The organism is Pontibacter virosus, from assembly GCF_003096355.1.
Taxonomy (GTDB): domain Bacteria; phylum Bacteroidota; class Bacteroidia; order Cytophagales; family Hymenobacteraceae; genus Pontibacter; species Pontibacter virosus.
On sequence record NZ_QEKI01000011.1, the window covers coordinates 76,809 to 94,662 of the forward strand.

Here is a 17,854-nt window from a genome sequence, read left to right on the forward strand (position 1 = left end):
TATAGGCTATACCTGTATAAATTGCTCTGCGGTGTCAGAGGTCGCAGGTATAGCCGATCTAAAAAACAAGCCCTTCCACCAAAGGCAGAAGGGCTTGCAGGAAAGGGTTTAGGTATAATGAGCTTTGTTGTGAACGATATCTTCAGGTATAGCTGAATGAAGCTTAAGAATGCACTTGTTTTGCCGGTGCTTCCTCTTCGATCAGCGGTGTCACATCCTCGTCCGCTTCCAATGACCAGCCGGTTCTAAGGCCGATGATGAACCAGGCCAGGGCCAGCACACCACCTGCAAAGATCGTGTCGCCGATCACACGCAGCCAGCGCAGGACGTTCATCGTGTCAGTCTGCATAAACTCCATAGAGCGGGCGTACCACAGACCATGCTCCACGCTCGCCCAGGTTTGCATCAGACCGATTGGCAGCACACTAATCAGTACCATCAAAATCAGGCCGATGTTGATAGACCAGAAGGCGAAACTGATGACACCGTCTTTCCAGCGGCGACGGGCAGACAGACCTTTGAGCACGAATAGCATCAGGCCGATACCCAGCATGCCGTATACCCCGAATAGTGCAGTATGGGCGTGCACAGGCGTGGTGTTAAGTCCCTGCATGTAGTAGAGCGCGATCGGCGGGTTGATCACGAAACCAAACACACCGGCACCCACTAGGTTCCAGAAAGCCACGGCTACGAAAGAGTAAATTGGCCACTTATAAGCTTTGATCCAGAGGGTAAGCTTGCTGATCTGCAGGTTATGGTAGGCCTCGAAACCGATTAATACCAGTGGTACCACTTCCAGCGCACTAAAGGTAGCTCCCAGGGCCATTACTGCCGTTGGCGTGCCGCTGAAGTACAAGTGGTGGAAAGTACCCAGTATACCACCGAACAGGAAGATGATCGTGGAGAACAGTACCGTAGTGGTAGCGATTTTGGTATCCAGCAAGCCCATGCGCACGAACAGGAAGGCGATGACTACCGTAGCGAACACTTCGAAGAAGCCCTCTACCCACAGGTGCACCACCCACCAGCGCCAGTACTCGGCAATAGCCAGGTTGGTGTGCTGTCCCCACATCATGCCAGCGGCATAGAACAGGGCAATGGCAGCTGACGATATCAGGAACATACCCAGCAGGTGGCGTCCTTCCACGTCGTTTTTAAAGGCAGGCAGGATCGCACGCACCATCAGGGCCAGCCACAGGAACAAGCCCACCAGCAGGAAGATCTGCCAGAAACGACCCAGGTCCACATACTCGTAGCCCTGGTGACCGAACCAGAAGTTTTCGGTATAGCCCAGCTTCTGCATGATGCCGTACCACTGACCGGCCAGCGAACCGGCCACGATGATGAGCAAGCAGACGAAGAGGAAGTTCACGCCCAGTTTCTGGAATTTCGGCTCGTGACCCGACACGGCAGGTGCTATGTACAGACCAGTAGCCAACCAGGAAGTCGCAATCCAGAAAATGGCCAGCTGTACGTGCCAGGTGCGGGTAATAGAGTAGGGGAGGTACTCAGCCAGCGGGAAGCCATACAAAGCCTGCCCCTCCACACCGTAGTGCGCTGAGACAACCCCGAGCGTGACCTGGACGAGAATAAGGGCGGTTACAATCCAGAAGTACTTCAGGGTGGCCTTCATAGAAGGCGTAGCCGTCAAGCCCAGTAAAGGGTCCTGCTTCGGTAGTTTGGAGTGGTCTATTTCTTCTTCGCGGTTGGAAGCGTAGTAGTATGCCAGCATACCCACACCCGCGATCAGGATGATTACCGAGAAACCGGTCCAGATGATCAGGTCGGAGCTAGGCTCGTTGGCCACCAGTTTCTCGGCAGGCCAGTTGTTGGTATAGGTAATTTTTTTGCCCGGACGCTCCGTCACGCAGGCCCAGGAGGTCCAGAAGAAGAAGGTGTTGAGTTTTTCCATGCGCACCGGATCTTCCACGGTGTTGTCCTTCATGGCGTAGGCGTCGCGGTGTTTGGCCAGTGCCGGGTCGTTCATAAACAGGCCGGTATAGTGCTTGCCCACTTCGGCAATGGCCTCGGCACGCAGGTCCGACACAGTCAGGATACCTGTCTCAGGGTCGTAGGTGTTCGCACGGATCTGCTTCTGCAGACGGGCCTCCAGCATGGCCTTTGTCTCTTCGTCCAGGTCGTCATAGAGCACGCCCTTTTCCTGCTGCGCCCAGTAGTCCAGGAAGTACATAGCCTCTTTATGTAGCCAGTCAGCGCTCCAGTCAGGTGCAATGTAGGCGCCGTGGCCCCAGACAGAGCCCAATTGCTGGCCGCCCGTGGACTGCCATACGTTCTGCCCGTCTTTAATGTCCTGCTCCGTAAAGAGCACTTTTCCCGAAGTGGTGACCACCTTGACAGGTATAGGTGGTGCTTCTCTGTAAATCTCGATACCGTAGTACCCGAGAACGGCGAAGGAGCCGACGATCACGGCAATAAATCCCAGCCAGAGGTTTCTGTATTTCATAAAGGGTAAAAATTTGAGTGGTATATATTGAATTAGAGTTGAAACTCACTTGCCGGGATTGCTGCCATGATCCTGTTAGAACATGTAGGTCAGGTTCACCATGCTGCGGCGGTTGCCTTCGGTGTGGTGGTGTGCCTCGGTGCTGCTGACAGGCAGTTGCACGGTACCCCCCACGGCGATGTTTTTCACATACACGCTTAGGCCCAGGTTGGTGAAGAAAGAATCACCACCTTTCTGCAGATTAGGGGCTCCTTCTATCCGGTCACCTTCTGCATGCTCGTAGTACACGCCCGCGCTTGGCAACAGGGAGATGCTCTTTACATTTTGCCAGTAAAACAGGTTAGAAGAGGCGCTAAGGCGGTTGCCGAAGCGATAGCCGTTGCTGTTCTCGGTATTAAAGCGGTAGGTCACGTCGTTGCTCAGACCCAGTTGCTTGTAGCGTATGGTATACATGCCGTTTGCCAGATAATCGGTGGTGCCGGTACCGGGTTGCATGTTGGGAGCCAGCTGCTCACCGTGCTCCTGGTTGCGGTATGCGCCTGTGGCGAGTTTCACGCCGCCACCCACTTGCAGCGTGTGCTTCAGATCGCGGTCCATTCTGTCGCCGGTGTTGAGGAGCGAGTAATTGGCCATCAGCGTCACATCCCCGAAGCCTCTGCTTTTAATGGCATGGTGACCACCGGTCTGTTCATTTAGCATATAAGGCACAAAGGCAAATACCTGCACATTTTTGACTGGCACAAAGCGGCCCCACAGCTCGGCAGTGGCAAAATGCTCGTTTGTGACCTGCACATGGTGGCCGTGCGTGGCAGTAGTGGTATAGGAGCGGGTGGTGTAGCGCAGCCCCACAAAGTTTTTATGGAATTGGGGCAAAATACCCATGTAGCTGCCACCCATGGTACAGCCTTTGTCGCAGGCCTGGCTGCTGATGTTGATCGATAATAGCGCGATGGCAAGTAAGAATATCTTTTTCATGACTTAGTTCTCTTGAATTTTAAAATTGAAAGGGGTGGTGCCGAAAGGGAACACCGGGGTCGAAACTAAGCCATGAAGCTTGGGGGATGGAAGATGGCAAAATCGGGTGAGGCATAAGCTCCGGTCAGGTATAGGCAGCGGTTGTTGTTCTCTTTCTGAACGATAGCCGGTGCCAATGGAAGTCGCGCTGTTTGGAAGGCGATCATGTCGATCGTGCTCTGCTGCTGGCGTGGCGCCTGCTTTTCGCGCTCTGTGTCCTTTTGAAGTTCTTTGCGGAGGTGGCATTTGCCCTGGCAGTCAGAGCCAGGTATAAACCTGTTCTCGCAAAGTTCGCTGGCAATGTAAGCTTTGTTGAGTTGATATATCATTAAGACACCCTGCTTGCTCAGGGGCTGCACCAGCACACACAGCACACAAAATATTACAGCAAGCCGTCTCATGACATTTACGCTTCATTTGTTTTTGAACTGTTGCAAAGGTCTTACAGGGTCTCAAGGAGAAAAATGACATAGGTCATTAATAAAAGAGATAAAGGTCTTCTATAAAAAGGAGGTCCAGGAATACCTTTGTACAAGGTTAAGGCGCTAGAAAGCAGACCTGGCTGTAGCACACCTATATAATATAGAGATATGAAAGAAGAAGCAGATAAGTCACAGCAAGCCGGCAGTTCCCAAGGCAGGGAAAGCCATAAGGCACTGCTTACCACTGACCTGACCACTTTGGCACAAGTACTGAAGGAGGAGGAGAACTGGCAAAAAAGCGGGCGGGGATCCAGAACAGTCCTTAAGTCCGAGACGTTGCGCATCCTGCTGAATGTGATGCAGGCCGGAACGGAAATAAAACCGCATCAGGCGCCGGGTCCCATCAGCGTGCAGGTGATGGAGGGTCGGATCAGATTCAACACGCAAGAAGAATCCATGGAGCTTGCCATAGGCCAAATGTTGACGCTGCCGGCGCATGTACGACACAGTGTTGAGGCGCTCGAAGAAGCCACCTTCCTGCTTACGGTATCACCACTTCCCGCACAAGCTTAGCCGAGCTGACGGGCCTGAAAAGCAATGTCTTGCCAGTATATCAGGATCGCCAAAGCAAAAAGATGACAAAGGTCACTATTAAAAGAGATAAAGGTCTTTTATTAAAAAGCATACCAAGAATACCTTTGTATTGTAAATGAAAGCCAAACAGTACCAATTAAAGAGGAGTTCGGTTCTAAAAAATAAATCATCTAAGACAGGATCTGACCCTCACAGTGCAAAACAGTAAACTTCATGAAAATCAAAAAACAAAAACCAACCAACATGAAATCGATCAAATCCGCTGCTTTACTTTTCCTTGCTGCTCTGGTATTCTACAGCTGCTCTTCTGACAACACCGCCACTACTGAAACAAAACAGGAATCAGGCCTGGCCCATCAGGCACCTGCCGCTCCAGTGGAGGATGACGGAAAAGGTATAGGACCCATTACGTCAGTTGAAGTAGGAGCAGAAATAGACGAGGCACTAGCCGCTGAGGGCAAATCCATTTTCGAAGGCAAGTGCTCTGCCTGCCACCAATTGTCTGACCAGAAAGTGGTTGGTCCAGGTATGGCCGGTGTGACAGAACGCCGCAAGCCAGAGTGGGTGATGAACATGATCATCAACCCGGAGGAAATGACTAAAAAAGACCCGGCTGCCAAAAAACTACTGGCCGAGCACTTAACACAGATGACCAACCAGAACATCAACGAAACAGACGCCAGAGCACTGCTTGAGTTCCTGCGTCAGAACGACAAAAATTCTTAATCAAAAAAAACAGCAAAAACCATAACCACGATGAAATCATTATTCACAACCATCAAAAAAGCAGCTCCTGCTGCGGCCTTTACGCTGGCACTTGCTGGCGGCGCGGTACTGCAGGGTTGCAGCAGCGGACCTGGCGAAGGTAGTGCCACAGCTGCTGGTGTTGCCTCAGATGCTGCGCAGGCAGTGTATGTAGCACCTGGCAAGCACGACGAGTACTATTCTTTCCTGTCTGGCGGTTTTAACGGACAGATGTCTGTGTACGGACTTCCTTCCGGCCGACTGCTGAAAATCATTCCGGTGTTCACGCAGCACGGCGAGAACGGCTACGGCTACAACGAAGAGTCCAAGGCCATGCTCAACACCTCACACGGTTTTGTACCTTGGGACGACCTGCACCACCCGAAATTGTCACGTACCAACGGTATGACTGACGGTCGCTGGCTGTTTGCAAACGGTAACAACACACCACGTGTAGCCCGTGTCGACCTGACTACCTTCGAGACAGTAGAGATCATGGAGATCCCGAACTCTGCCGGTAACCACTGCTCGCCCTACCCAACTGATAACAACGAGTACGTGATTGCAGGTACACGTTTCTCTGTGCCACTCGACATGAAAGGCGGTACGGCTGATGTGAGCATGGATGAGTACAAAGACAAGTTCCGCGGCTCTATCTCCTTCATCAAGGTAGACAAGGACAAAGGCGACATGGAACTGGACTTCCAGATCCTGGTACCGGGCTTCGACTACGACCTGGCTAACGGTGGCAAAGGCCCGTCTTCTGACTGGGTGTTCTTCACCACCTATAACACAGAACGTGCCGGTACACTGAAGGAACTGGGTGCTTCGCAAAACGACCGCGACTACCTGGCTGCTGTGAACTGGAAACTGGCTGCCAAGTATGCCGCAGAAGGCAAGGCGAAAGAAATGCCAGCCTACTACTATCACAACAAAATGGACAAGGATACGCACATCGCCAAGTCTACTATCAAGAAGACGGTTCGCTACCTGCTTCCGGAAGACTGCCCGGGCATGATGTACCTGATCCCGGCGCCTAAGTCACCACACGGCATCGACGTGGACCCAAGCGGCGAGCACATGGTAGTAAGCGGTAAACTGGCTGCAACCATCCCGGTGTTCTCTTTCTCTAAAATGCAGAAGGCGATCGAAGACAAAGCGTTCGACGGTGAGATCAACGGTATCCCAGTGTTCAAATACGAGTCTGTGCTGAAAGCCGAAGTGCCTGAGCCAGGTCTCGGACCATTGCACACCGAGTTTGACGGAAAAGGCAACGCCTATACCTCTATGTTCGTGTCTTCTGAAGTGGTAAAATGGAAATTGAGCGACTTCACAGTAGTTGACAGAATGCCGGTTTACTACTCAGTTGGTCACTTGATGATCCCTGGTGGTGACACGCACACACCGGATGGCAAGTACCTGGTAGCAATGAACAAGATCACCAAAGACCGCTACCTGCCGACTGGTCCTGAACTGGCGCACTCTGCCCAGTTGATCGACATCAGCGGCGAGAAAATGCGTATGCTCCTCGACTTCCCGACCGTAGCTGAACCGCACTACGCACAGGCCATCAAAGCCGATAAAATAGCGCCTAACAGTGTGAAATTCTACGACCTGGCCAAGAACAAGCACCCACATGCGGTGAAGAAAGAGTCTGACGCCAGCGTGACCCGCGAAGGCAACGTAGTGAGAGTGAAAATGACGGCCATCCGCAGCCACATGACCCCGGACAACATCGAGGGTGTGCAGGTAGGTGACACCGTACTCTTCCACGTGACCAACCTCGAGCAGGACTGGGACGTACCGCACGGATTCGCGGTGATGGGCGCCAACACAGCCGAAACCCTTATCATGCCGGGCGCAACACAAACCCTGCGCTGGGTACCGAAGAAAGCCGGTGTGTTCCCATTCTACTGCACCGACTTCTGTTCTGCACTCCACCAGGAAATGCAAGGCTACATCAGAGTATCTCCTAAAGGCTCTCCTGTACCGATTTCCTTCTCAACAGGCAAAAAGAAGCCTGCCGCTTAACCAACTGGGATAAGCCGGGCAATACAAAAGCGGAGGTTGCCCAAAGCAGCCTCCGCTTATTTTTTAAATTTCACCTTAAAACCACCAAGGATGAAAGCTTACCACAAAGTGCTGATGATGATAGCCTCGCTGTCTCTCGGTTTGTTATTCCTCTTCCCCATGTGGAAGATTTACCTCAAAGCACCACAGTACCCGGAAGGGCTGGAGATGCACATCTGGGTCAACAAGATTTCAGGTGACACAGAAGGATCGCTTCAGAATTTCAATATTCTCAACCACTACATCGGCATGGAGCCCATTCACGCCGAGTCTTTCGCAGAACTCAAAATCATGCCTTATATCGTCATCTTCTTTATGGTAACAGGTATACTGGTGGCCCTGCTGGGCAATAGAAAACTGGTGCTTTCCTGGGTCGTAATGCTGATGATAGGCGGTGCTGTCGGTATAGCTGACTTCTACATGTGGCTCAACAAGTTCGGTACCAACCTCGACCCGACTGCCCCGATCAAAGTTCCGGGCATGACGTACGTGCCACCACTACTCGGAAGCAAGACGCTCCTTAACTTCGATGCCTTGTCGCTGCCTGCTATAGGAAGCTTGGGAATAGGGCTAGCAATATTGCTGGCAGGTCTGGTGTACTTCTTCAGCCGCAACACAGTGCAAGTGAAAACAGCCAAAAAAGTAATGGCATGAAATCGCTGAACTTATACCTGAACTGCCTGGTGCTGATGGCGCTATTCCTGCTGGCAGGTTGCCAGGTAGAGCCCAGGGCTATTGCCTACGGCGAGGTGAACTGCACCCGCTGCCAGATGACAGTGTCAGATAACAGGTATGGGGCAGAAATGGTTAATGACAAAGGCAAGCCCTTTTACTTTGACTCAGCTGAGTGCCTGGCGGCATACCTGCAGGAAAACCCGGGGCAGGCTGATAAAGCCGCCTTTGTGCTGGTGACCGACTTCACCCGGCCAAACGAACTGATTGACGCCCGTAGTGCCAATTTTATACAAAGCAAAGAGTTGCCAAGCCCGATGGGCATGTTCCTGACGGCTGTGGCCGATCGAGCCACAGCAGATAAAATGCACCAGGAAGTAGGCGGTCGCCTGCTGAACTGGGAAGAGGCCATGAAAGCCGTACAGAATAATGAAAAACCTGAGTAAATACATAGTAGTTTGGACAGCATGCGCTCTGGTGTGGCTGCTGGATAGCCCTGCGGCTTTCGGCGACACACTGAGGGTATGCACCACCTGCGAGTACCACTCCGTGAAAGAAGCTGTGAGCAAGGCGAAAGCCGGCGACGTTGTGCTTGTGGACGGAGGCGTATACCTGGAGTCAGGTATAGAAATCACCCAGCCCATCAGTTTGATCGGGCGCAACAACCCGGTGATAGACGGCCAGAACAGTGGACAGATCATCACCATCAAATCATCCAACGTAAAGCTGGAGGGCTTTACTGTACAGAACGTAGCCGTGAGCTACATGCGCGACGACGCCGCCATCCGGGTGGCCGACCGCGAAAACATTCAGATCCTCAACAACACAGTGCTCAACACTTACTTCGGGATATACCTGCAAAACGCCGACAACAGTGTGGTGAAGGGCAATGTGGTAAAAGGAGAGAATACCGGCAAAATAGAATCGTCACTTGGCAATGCCATCCACGTATGGCGCACTGACGGTGCCGAAATAAGCAACAACAGGGTGGAAGGCCACCGCGACGGCATCTATTTCGAATACGTAACCAACAGCCGCGTCCACCAAAACACCAGCGAGCGCAACAACCGCTACGGACTGCACTTTATGTTCTCGGACGGCAATGTGTATACCCACAACGTTTTCAGCAAGAACGGAGCCGGTGTAGCAGTCATGTACACCCGCAACATCCGGATGGAGCACAACACCTTTGAAGACAATTGGGGAGCAGCCTCTTACGGACTTCTCCTGAAAGATATTTCACAAAGTGTGATCCTCAACAACACGTTCCGCAGAAACACTACCGGCATTTACATGGAGAGTTCCAGCCGGCTCGATATCACCAGCAATGACTTCGACCGCAACGGTTGGGCCATACGCCTGCTGTCCAGCTGCATCCAGGATACCTTCCGGCTTAACAACTTTACCGGGAACTCCTTTGATGTGAGCACCAACGGCAGCCCCACCATGAACCTGTTCGAGAACAACTACTGGGACAAATACAGTGGCTACGACCTCGACAAAGACAAAACTGGGGATGTGCCCTACCGGCCTGTCAGTTTGTACTCGATGCTGGTAGAGCGGGTGCCGCCCTCCATTATGTTCATGCGCAGTTTTATGGTAGACCTGATGGATAGTATCGAGCGGGTGCTGCCGAGTTTTATACCTGAGAGTCTGGTCGATGAACGACCTTCAATGAAGAAAATAAATCATGATAGCGATAGAAAACTTGTCCAAAACCTACGGTAAGCTGGCCGTGCTCGATAACCTGAGCGTGCGCTTTGAGGGTGGCCGTGTGGTATCCATTATCGGCCCGAACGGCGCAGGCAAGACCACCATGAGCAAGTGCATCCTGGGCATGGTGCTGCCCGACAGCGGCGACATCAAGTTCAATGGAGAAAGTGTTCTGAAGAAGCATGCTTACCGCAGGCAGATTGGTTACATGCCCCAGATCGGCAAGTACCCGGAGAACATGAAGATCCGCCAGGTGATCGAGATGGTGCGCGATATCCGCAAAGACGCCACCGTGATTGACGAAGAACTGATTGGCCTGTATGGCCTGCAAAATATGTATGATAAAAGAATGGGCTCCCTGTCGGGCGGCACGAAGCAGAAAGTGAGTGCGGCACTGGCCTTCATGTTCGACCCGCAGGTGCTTATTCTCGATGAACCAACCGCCGGTCTCGATCCGATCTCAGCGGAGATACTCAAGTGCAAGATCCTGAAAGAAAAGAAAAAGGGCAAGCTCATCCTGATCACGTCGCACATCATGAGCGAAGTAGAGGAGGTGGCCGACGAAGTGATGTGCCTGATGGACGGAACGGTGAAATTTCACGACACCATTAAAGAGATCAAACAACAGGCGAATGAGGAGCGGTTGAGCCGCGCCATTGCCAAGATTATGAACGAGGAGGACTAAGCCATGAACAAGATCATCAAATACGTATTGTACGACATCGTGCGCAACAAGATCGTGGTGGCCTACACGCTGTTCCTGCTGCTGCTCTCGATTGGTCTATTCAACCTGGGCGGCAGCCCCGACAAAGGCCTGCTGAGCCTCCTGAACCTGGTGCTTTTGACCGTGCCCCTGATCAGCATCGTCTTCGGCACGACCCACTTCTACAACTCCTACGAGTTCATGGAGCTTTTGGTCTCCCAGCCCATCCGCCGCAGCCGCATCTTCCTGAGCGAGTACCTGGGCGTCTCGCTCTCGCTGTCGGCCGCCTTCCTGCTGGGGGTGGGCGTGCCGGTGCTGCTTTTCGCCCCGGGGGCCACGGGCCTCTACCTGGTGCTCACAGGCCTGTTTGTCACCTTCATCTTCGTGGCCCTGGCCTTTCTGGCCTCGGTCATCACAAGGGATAAAGCCAAGGGCATCGGCATCGCCCTGCTGCTCTGGTTCTACTTCGCCCTGATCTACGACGGGATCGTGCTCTTCATCCTCTACTCCTTCGGCGACTACCCGCTCGAGTACGCCACCCTGGCGCTCACGGCCCTCAACCCCGTGGATTTGGGGCGGGTGCTGGTGCTCCTTAACCTGGACGTCTCGGCCATGATGGGCTACACCGGGGCCCTCTACAAGAGCATCTTCGGCAGCGGCTGGGGGGTGGGCCTGGCCTTTGTGGTGCTCCTGCTCTGGGTGCTCGTGCCCCTGCTGGCCTCCCGAAAGGTATTCCAGACAAGGGATTTGTAGCACAAAGCTTCCCGATTGCTGTAAAATTTAAAGTAATAGTGTTTGTGTGTACTAGAGCGCAGGTCGAAAGGCCTGCGCTCTTTTGCTTGCTAGGGGGCAGCGCTTTATAAGACTGTTTTGGGAGCTGTCCTATGCACTGGATTTCGCTCCAGGATACAGGAATATGACTAGAAAACAGACACTTAGAACGTGCCTGGCGGCCGCAACTGATACCCTAAAACAAACCGAAAGCCGTACAGCCCGTACAAAAGCCAAGTATGTTTAATCGTAACCCACCTAAAGCACCAAAAACTATGGCAAATCAGTCCTATTCATTAAACAAAATACTACGAGATCTTCTTCCTGGTTCTGTCAGGTATAGCGTAGTAGCGCTTTTCTGCGGCACTGTGCTCTTCAGTTGCTCGTCAGGCGATAGTGAAAATAATGCAACCGAATCGAAAGAGCAAACCGGCCTGGCTCACCAGCAGGAACAAGCCCCTGCAGAAGATGATGGCAAAGGTATAGGACCTGTTTCTTCGATAGAACTTAGTGAGAACATCGATGATGCGCTGGCCGCAGAAGGTAAAGCCATTTATGAAAGCAAGTGCTCTGCCTGCCACACACTTACAGCTGACAAAGTAGTGGGCCCCGGCCTGCTGGGTGTGACCGAGAAGCGCAAGCCGGAGTGGATCATGAACATGGTGATCAACCCGGAGGAAATGACCAAAAAAGACCCGACCGCCAAAAAGCTGCTGGCTGAGCACTTAACGCAGATGACCAACCAGAACATCAACGAAAAAGACGCCCGAGCACTGCTTGAGTTTATGCGACTCAACGACCTGCAAGCACAAGGAAAATAAACTTAACTAAACCCTAAATTTCATGGAAGTACTGAACCATAAATTAAAAATGATAGCCCCCAAGCTAGGCGTGATGTTTACGCTGATGGCAGGGGCGGTACTGCAGGGATGTGGAGGAGGAGAAGGAAATAAGAGATCAGAAACAGTAGACTCTGATGCTGCGGCAGCTGTTTATGTGCCACCAGGACAGCACGATGAGTATTACTCCTTCCTGTCGGGAGGTTTTAACGGGCAGGTGTCGGTATACGGCCTTCCTTCTGGCAGGCTTCTGAAGGTGATACCTGTTTTCACGCAGTTTGCCGAGAACGGCTACGGCTACAACGAGGAAACGAAGCCCATGCTGATGACCTCGCACGGGTTTGTGCCCTGGGATGACCTGCATCACCCGAAACTGTCACGCACTGATGGGATGGCAGACGGCAAGTACCTTTATGTGAACGGCAACAACACGCCGCGTGTGGCAAAAGTGGATTTAACGACTTTTGAGACAGTGGAGATCATGGAGATCCCGAACTCAGCCGGTAACCACTGCTCGCCATACCCAACTAACAACAACGAGTACATTTTAGCGGGTACCCGTTTCTCTGTTCCACTCGATCTGGACAAAGGCGGGATGGGGGATGCCAGCCTTTCGGAGTACAAAGACAAGTTCCGTGGTTCTATTTCTTTCATTAAAACGAATGAAGACGATGGCCACATGGAGCTGGACTTCCAGGTGTTGGTACCCGGTTTTGACTACGATCTGGCCAATGGCGGCAAGGGACCTTCGGGAGATTGGGTGTTTTTCACGACATACAACACCGAGAAGTCTGCTACGCTGAAAGAGTTGGGTGCCTCTCAGAACGATAGAGACTACCTGGCGGCCATTAACTGGAAACTGGCGGCCAAGTACGCTGCCGAGGGCAAGGCACACGAAATGCCGGCCAACTACTACCACAACACGATGGACCATAACTCCCACATTGCCAAATCCAACGTGATAAAGAAGGTGCGCTACTTATTGCCGGAAGAGTGCCCGGGTATGATGTACCTGATCCCGGCGCCTAAGTCGCCGCACGGTATTGACGTGGACCCGACAGGGGAGTACATGGTGGTGAACGGAAAGCTGGCCGCCACGCTTCCTGTATTCTCTTTCTCTAAAATGCAGCAGGCGATAGAGAACAAGGACTTTGATGGCGAGGTGAATGGTATACCTGTGTTCAAGTATGAATCTGTACTCTACGGTGAAGTGCAGGAGCCGGGCTTAGGTCCATTGCATACTGAGTTTGATGGCAAAGGCAATGCCTACTCTACCATGTTCGTGTCTTCTGAGGTAGTGAAGTGGAACGTAAAAGACCTGCAAGTGCTGGACAGAATGCCGGTATACTACTCGCCAGGTCACTTGATGATTCCGGGAGGGGATACCAGAGAGCCAGATGGCAAGTACCTGGTAGTGATGAACAAGATCACCAAAGACCGTTACCTGCCAACAGGCCCGGAACTGTTGCACTCCGCCCAGTTGATCGACATCAGCGGCGATAAGATGCGCATGCTCCTTGACTTCCCGACCCTGGCCGAACCCCATTACGCACAGGCCATTCAGGCAGACAAGGTGGCCCCTAACAGCGTTAAGTTCTTCAAACTGGACGAAAACACGCACCCGGAAGCTGTAAAGAAAGAGTCTGACGCCAGTGTGACAAGGCAGGGCAGAACTGTGAAAATCAACATGACCTCTATCCGAAGCCACTTTACGCCAGACAACATCGAAGGCGTGCAGGTGGGCGATACCGTGATTTTCCACGTAACGAACCTGGAACAGGACTGGGACGTGCCGCATGGTTTTGCTATCATGGGGGCGAATAACGCCGAAACACTCATCATGCCGGGTGCCACGCAATCGCTGCGCTGGGTGCCGAAGCAAGCAGGTGTGTTTCCATTCTACTGCACGGACTTCTGCTCTGCGCTCCACCAGGAGATGCAAGGCTATGTCCGGGTATCACCGAGAGGATCTAACGTTCCTATAAAATTCTCGACAGGAGAGAAGAAACCGGTACCTCCGGCACAGGCAAGTGTCAACTAAGATTTGCTGATGATAGTACAGGGCAGCGGAGTTTGTTAAAACCAGGCTTCGCTGTCTTTTTATACCTCCAGACTAAAAAAGGAAAAGATGCGCATATACCTGAGAATACTGATGGTAGTGGCAGCCTTGTCGCTCGGTACACTGTTTTTCTTCCCGATGTGGAAGATATACCTGGAGGCCCCGCAATATCCTGAAGGGCTGGAGCTGCACATCTGGATAAACAAACTGGGCGGCAGTTCAGATCACGTGCTGCAGAATTTCAATATCCTGAATCACTACATCGGGATGGAGGCCATTAATCCGGATTCTTTTGCCGAACTCAAATACATGCCCTATATTGTCATATTCTTTATGGTGACAGGTGTACTCATAGGACTACTCGGTAAACCAAAAATGGTACTGTACTGGGTTTTACTGCTGGCCATCGCAGGCGCAGTTGGCATTGCCGACTTCTACCTTTGGCTATACAAGTTTGGCACCAACCTCAGCCCCGAGGCTCCTATCAAAGTACCGGGCATGACCTATATACCGCCCTTGCTGGGCCACAAAACACTACTCAACTTTAATGCGCTCTCGCTGCCCGCCTGGGGTAGCATAGGCATCTTCCTGGCTGTCGTCATAGGCGGACTCGTATACCTATTTAGCAGGCGTAAAATCAATTCTACTTAAACCGAAAACCTTCGACATGTTACACAAACCAACCCTTTCTACACTGAGCCTCCTTCTCTTACTAATTGGAGCGACGGGCTGCTCGGTGGAGCCAAAACCTGTGCCCTATGGTGAGGCTAACTGCACCCATTGCCAGATGACCGTGTCTGACAACCGGTATGGCGCTGAATTGGTGAACGACAAGGGCAAGGCTTTTTTCTTCGATGCGGCCGAATGTCTGGCAGCTTATACCATTGAGCAGCCAGAAACAAGCGACAAGGCTGCCTACCTGCTGGTAAGCGACTTTACCAACCCCAACACACTGATAGAGGTTGAGCAGGCGCATTTCCTGCAGAGCACCGAGCTGCCCAGCCCCATGGGCATGTTTCTGACCGCCGTAGCGGATGAGGCTACGGCCAAGAAGTTACAGCAAGAGTATGGAGGCCGTCTGCTGGATTGGGGAGAAGTGAAAGAAGCCGTAAGAAATAATGAGAGACCTAAATAAATATCTACTAGTTTGGACAACATGCGCTTTGGTGGTGCTGCTGACGGGCCCACAGGCTGTTGGCGGCACACTAAAGGTATGTAAGACCTGCACCTATACCTCCGTGAAAGAGGCCGTCGGTCAGGCAAAAGCCGGCGACGTCGTGCTTGTGGACGGTGGGGTGTACCAGGAATCAGGTATAGAAATAATGCAACCCATCCGCCTGATCGGGCAGAACAACCCGGTGATAGACGGCAACAACAGCGGGCAGATCATTACCGTTGCCTCTGACGACGTAACAATTCAGGGCTTCACGCTGCAGAATGTGGCCACCAGCTATACCCGCGACGATGCCGCTATCCGGGTCAGGCAGCACAACAACATCCAGATCCTCAACAACACCATACTGAAAACCTATTACGGCATATACCTGCAGTACGCAGACGGCATCGTGATAAAAGACAATGTGGTGAAAGGAGAGAACCTGGGCAGAACAGAGTCCTCGCTGGGCAATGCGATACATTTGTACAAGACAGACGATGTGCAGATAATCGGGAATGATGTGCAGGGTTACCGGGACGGGATCTACCTGGAGACGGTGAAGAACAGTACTGTGGAGCGTAACATCAGCCATCAGAACAGTCGCTATGGCCTGCACTTTATGTTCTCCGACGGAAACGCCTATACCCATAACACCTTCCGCAATAATGGCGCCGGTGTGGCGGTGATGTACACCACCAATGTGCGGATGGAGCACAATGTCTTCGAGGACAACTGGGGCGCAGCCTCGTATGGGCTCCTCCTCAAAGAAATAAACAACAGTGTTATTCACAACAACATATTCCGGCGCAACACCACAGGTATACACATGGAGAGCTCCAGCCGCCTCGATATCACGAGCAACGATTTTGAGCGCAACGGTTGGGCCATCAAACTGATGACCACATGTATAGATGATACTTTCCGGCTAAACAATTTTACCGGAAACTCTTTCGACATCAGTACCAACGGCAACGCGCAGCACAACTTTTTTGAGCACAACTACTGGGACAAGTACACGGGCTACGACCTGGATAAGGACGGTGTAGGGGATGTGCCCCACCGGCCGGTGAGTTTGTACGCGATGCTCGTGGAGCGGGTGCCGCCTTCGGTTATGCTGATGCGTAGCTTCATGGTTGACCTGCTGGACAACATGGAAAGAGTATTGCCTAGTATCATTCCCCAAAACCTGGTGGACGAGAGCCCCTTAATGAAGAAAATAGATCATGATAACAATAGAGAATTTGTACAAGTCCTACGGCAAACTGCAAGTGCTCCGTGGCGTGAGCGTTGAGCTCGAAAAAGGTAAAGTTATATCCATCATAGGCCCGAACGGCGCAGGTAAAACCACCATGAGCAAGTGCATCCTGGGCATGGTGCTGCCCGATAGCGGCGATGTTAAAATCAACGGCGAAAGCGTGCTCAAAAAGCACTCCTACCGCAGGCAGATCGGCTACATGCCCCAGATCGGCAAGTACCCCGAGAACATGAAAATCCGACAGGTGATTGAGATGATCCTCGACATCAGAAAAGAAGATGCCGTGGACGATGAATTAATCGGTTTGTACAGGCTGGAAGAGATGTACGATAAAAGAATGGGCTCCCTGTCGGGCGGCACAAAGCAGAAAGTGAGCGCGGCACTGGCCTTTCTGTTCGATCCGCTGGTGCTAATTCTCGATGAACCCACCGCCGGCCTCGATCCCTTTGCGGCTGAAATTCTAAAGGGCAAAATCCTGAAAGAGAAGAAGAAAGGCAAGCTGGTGCTGATCACCTCACACGTGATGAGCGAGATTGAGGAAGTAGCCGACGAGGTACTGTGCCTGGTAGACGGCAACGTGATGTTCTATGAAACGATTTCGGATCTGAAGGAGCAAACACAGGAAACGCGCCTCAGCCGTGCAGTCGCTAAAATCATGAACGAAGGGAGGGTTATATAAGCCATGAACAAGATCATCAAATACGTATTGTACGACATCGTGCGCAGCAAGATCGTGGTGGCCTACACGCTGTTCCTGCTCCTGCTCTCGATTGGTCTATTCAACCTGGGCGGCAGCCCCGACAAGGGCCTGCTCAGTCTGCTCAATCTGGTGCTGCTGACCGTGCCCCTGATCAGCATCGTCTTCGGCACCACCCACTTCTACAACTCCTACGAGTTCATGGAGCTTTTGATCTCCCAGCCGATCAAACGCAGCAAGATCTTTCTGAGCGAGTACCTGGGCGTCTCGCTCTCCCTGTCTGCCGCCTTTTTGATAGGCGTAGGCGTGCCGGTGCTGCTTTTCGCCCCCGGGGCCACGGGCCTCTACCTGGTGCTCACGGGCCTGTTTGTCACCTTCATCTTCGTGGCCCTGGCCTTCCTGGCCTCGGTCGCCACGCGCGACAAGGCCAAGGGCATCGGCATCGCCCTGCTGCTCTGGTTCTACTTTGCGCTGATCTACGACGGCATCGTGCTCTTCATCCTCTACTCCTTCGGCGACTACCCGCTCGAGTACGCCACCCTGGCGCTCACGGCCCTCAACCCCGTGGATTTGGGGCGGGTGCTGGTGCTGCTCCACCTGGACGTCTCGGCCATGATGGGCTACACCGGGGCCCTCTACAAGAGCATCTTCGGCAGCGGCTGGGGGGTGGGCCTGGCCTTC

At 52.6% G+C, this 17,854-nt stretch carries 18 protein-coding genes; 15 read left to right on the top strand and 3 right to left on the bottom strand.

Translation table 11 applies throughout. The features are described from left to right. Positions 1 to 163: 163 nt before the first annotated feature. The 3 genes from C8E01_RS15305 to C8E01_RS15315 form a co-directional block, all read right to left on the bottom strand. Positions 164 to 2,464, bottom strand: coding sequence for a nitric-oxide reductase large subunit (locus tag C8E01_RS15305; protein WP_116544333.1), 2,301 nt, complete (start codon positions 2,462 to 2,464; stop codon positions 164 to 166). Positions 2,465 to 2,539: 75 nt separating this feature from the next. Next, a complete protein-coding gene (locus tag C8E01_RS15310; protein WP_116544334.1) occupies positions 2,540 to 3,439 on the bottom strand; it encodes a hypothetical protein in 900 nt (299 codons plus the stop codon). 65 nt (positions 3,440 to 3,504) lie between these two features. Next, positions 3,505 to 3,879, bottom strand: coding sequence for a hypothetical protein (locus C8E01_RS15315; protein WP_116544335.1), 375 nt, complete (start codon positions 3,877 to 3,879; stop codon positions 3,505 to 3,507). 189 nt (positions 3,880 to 4,068) lie between these two features. On the opposite strand from C8E01_RS15315, the gene C8E01_RS15320 reads away from it, so the two are divergent. From C8E01_RS15320 to C8E01_RS15390, 15 genes are all read left to right on the top strand, one after another. After that, positions 4,069 to 4,473: a cupin domain-containing protein gene (locus tag C8E01_RS15320; protein ID WP_116544336.1), complete on the top strand. Its 405-nt coding sequence runs from the start codon at positions 4,069 to 4,071 to the stop codon at positions 4,471 to 4,473. A 234-nt stretch (positions 4,474 to 4,707) separates the two neighbouring features. Continuing rightward, positions 4,708 to 5,220, top strand: coding sequence for a c-type cytochrome (locus C8E01_RS15325; protein ID WP_116544337.1), 513 nt, complete (start codon positions 4,708 to 4,710; stop codon positions 5,218 to 5,220). 30 nt (positions 5,221 to 5,250) lie between these two features. Further along, positions 5,251 to 7,269 (top strand): Sec-dependent nitrous-oxide reductase, encoded by a 2,019-nt coding sequence (gene nosZ / locus C8E01_RS15330; protein ID WP_116544338.1) that lies wholly within the window; start codon positions 5,251 to 5,253, stop codon positions 7,267 to 7,269. A 90-nt stretch (positions 7,270 to 7,359) separates the two neighbouring features. Next, positions 7,360 to 7,962 (top strand): hypothetical protein, encoded by a 603-nt coding sequence (locus C8E01_RS15335; RefSeq protein WP_116544339.1) that lies wholly within the window; start codon positions 7,360 to 7,362, stop codon positions 7,960 to 7,962. Further along, a complete protein-coding gene (locus C8E01_RS15340; RefSeq protein WP_116544340.1) occupies positions 7,959 to 8,426 on the top strand; it encodes a nitrous oxide reductase accessory protein NosL in 468 nt (155 codons plus the stop codon). The genes C8E01_RS15335 and C8E01_RS15340 overlap by 4 nt, the downstream gene beginning before the upstream one ends. Beyond that, on the top strand, positions 8,410 to 9,708 hold the full coding sequence (locus C8E01_RS15345; RefSeq protein WP_116544341.1) for a nitrous oxide reductase family maturation protein NosD: 1,299 nt from the start codon (positions 8,410 to 8,412) through the stop codon (positions 9,706 to 9,708). The genes C8E01_RS15340 and C8E01_RS15345 overlap by 17 nt, the downstream gene beginning before the upstream one ends. Then, positions 9,671 to 10,378 carry an ABC transporter ATP-binding protein gene (locus tag C8E01_RS15350; RefSeq protein ID WP_116544342.1) on the top strand — a complete coding sequence of 236 codons (708 nt, stop codon included), beginning with the start codon at positions 9,671 to 9,673 and terminating at the stop codon, positions 10,376 to 10,378. The genes C8E01_RS15345 and C8E01_RS15350 overlap by 38 nt, the downstream gene beginning before the upstream one ends. A gap of 3 nt (positions 10,379 to 10,381) precedes the next feature. After that, entirely contained in the window at positions 10,382 to 11,149 is a 768-nt protein-coding gene (locus C8E01_RS15355; RefSeq protein ID WP_116544343.1) for an ABC transporter permease, read from the top strand. A gap of 293 nt (positions 11,150 to 11,442) precedes the next feature. Continuing rightward, a complete protein-coding gene (locus tag C8E01_RS15360) occupies positions 11,443 to 11,988 on the top strand; it encodes a c-type cytochrome (protein WP_243409610.1) in 546 nt (181 codons plus the stop codon). 22 nt (positions 11,989 to 12,010) lie between these two features. Beyond that, complete coding sequence (gene nosZ / locus C8E01_RS15365; RefSeq protein WP_116544344.1) at positions 12,011 to 14,047, top strand: Sec-dependent nitrous-oxide reductase; 2,037 nt, start codon at positions 12,011 to 12,013, stop codon at positions 14,045 to 14,047. Positions 14,048 to 14,134: 87 nt separating this feature from the next. Continuing rightward, positions 14,135 to 14,716: a hypothetical protein gene (locus tag C8E01_RS15370; protein WP_116544345.1), complete on the top strand. Its 582-nt coding sequence runs from the start codon at positions 14,135 to 14,137 to the stop codon at positions 14,714 to 14,716. Positions 14,717 to 14,732: 16 nt separating this feature from the next. Beyond that, positions 14,733 to 15,200, top strand: a complete 468-nt coding sequence (locus C8E01_RS15375) for a nitrous oxide reductase accessory protein NosL (protein ID WP_116544346.1) — start codon at positions 14,733 to 14,735, stop codon at positions 15,198 to 15,200. Beyond that, on the top strand, positions 15,184 to 16,512 hold the full coding sequence (locus C8E01_RS15380) for a nitrous oxide reductase family maturation protein NosD (protein WP_116544347.1): 1,329 nt from the start codon (positions 15,184 to 15,186) through the stop codon (positions 16,510 to 16,512). The genes C8E01_RS15375 and C8E01_RS15380 overlap by 17 nt, the downstream gene beginning before the upstream one ends. Next, entirely contained in the window at positions 16,445 to 17,155 is a 711-nt protein-coding gene (locus C8E01_RS15385; RefSeq protein WP_116544348.1) for an ABC transporter ATP-binding protein, read from the top strand. Before C8E01_RS15380 ends, C8E01_RS15385 begins: the two co-directional genes overlap by 68 nt. Before the next feature lie 3 nt (positions 17,156 to 17,158). Further along, positions 17,159 to 17,854 (top strand): ABC transporter permease subunit (locus C8E01_RS15390; protein WP_116544349.1); only part of this gene is annotated, 696 nt, incomplete at its 3' end.

Bases quoted from the DNA above. Each gene is read 5' to 3' on its own strand.
- C8E01_RS15305 (WP_116544333.1), bottom strand. From the start codon at position 2,464: ATGAAATACAGAAACCTCTGGCTGGGATTTATTGCCGTGATCGTCGGC.
- C8E01_RS15310 (WP_116544334.1), bottom strand. From the start codon at position 3,439: ATGAAAAAGATATTCTTACTTGCCATCGCGCTATTATCGATCAACATC.
- C8E01_RS15315 (WP_116544335.1), bottom strand. From the start codon at position 3,879: ATGAGACGGCTTGCTGTAATATTTTGTGTGCTGTGTGTGCTGGTGCAG.
- C8E01_RS15320 (WP_116544336.1), top strand. From the start codon at position 4,069: ATGAAAGAAGAAGCAGATAAGTCACAGCAAGCCGGCAGTTCCCAAGGC.
- C8E01_RS15325 (WP_116544337.1), top strand. From the start codon at position 4,708: ATGAAAATCAAAAAACAAAAACCAACCAACATGAAATCGATCAAATCC.
- nosZ (WP_116544338.1), top strand. From the start codon at position 5,251: ATGAAATCATTATTCACAACCATCAAAAAAGCAGCTCCTGCTGCGGCC.
- C8E01_RS15335 (WP_116544339.1), top strand. From the start codon at position 7,360: ATGAAAGCTTACCACAAAGTGCTGATGATGATAGCCTCGCTGTCTCTC.
- C8E01_RS15340 (WP_116544340.1), top strand. From the start codon at position 7,959: ATGAAATCGCTGAACTTATACCTGAACTGCCTGGTGCTGATGGCGCTA.
- C8E01_RS15345 (WP_116544341.1), top strand. From the start codon at position 8,410: ATGAAAAACCTGAGTAAATACATAGTAGTTTGGACAGCATGCGCTCTG.
- C8E01_RS15350 (WP_116544342.1), top strand. From the start codon at position 9,671: ATGATAGCGATAGAAAACTTGTCCAAAACCTACGGTAAGCTGGCCGTG.
- C8E01_RS15355 (WP_116544343.1), top strand. From the start codon at position 10,382: ATGAACAAGATCATCAAATACGTATTGTACGACATCGTGCGCAACAAG.
- C8E01_RS15360 (WP_243409610.1), top strand. From the start codon at position 11,443: ATGGCAAATCAGTCCTATTCATTAAACAAAATACTACGAGATCTTCTT.
- nosZ (WP_116544344.1), top strand. From the start codon at position 12,011: ATGGAAGTACTGAACCATAAATTAAAAATGATAGCCCCCAAGCTAGGC.
- C8E01_RS15370 (WP_116544345.1), top strand. From the start codon at position 14,135: ATGCGCATATACCTGAGAATACTGATGGTAGTGGCAGCCTTGTCGCTC.
- C8E01_RS15375 (WP_116544346.1), top strand. From the start codon at position 14,733: ATGTTACACAAACCAACCCTTTCTACACTGAGCCTCCTTCTCTTACTA.
- C8E01_RS15380 (WP_116544347.1), top strand. From the start codon at position 15,184: ATGAGAGACCTAAATAAATATCTACTAGTTTGGACAACATGCGCTTTG.
- C8E01_RS15385 (WP_116544348.1), top strand. From the start codon at position 16,445: ATGATAACAATAGAGAATTTGTACAAGTCCTACGGCAAACTGCAAGTG.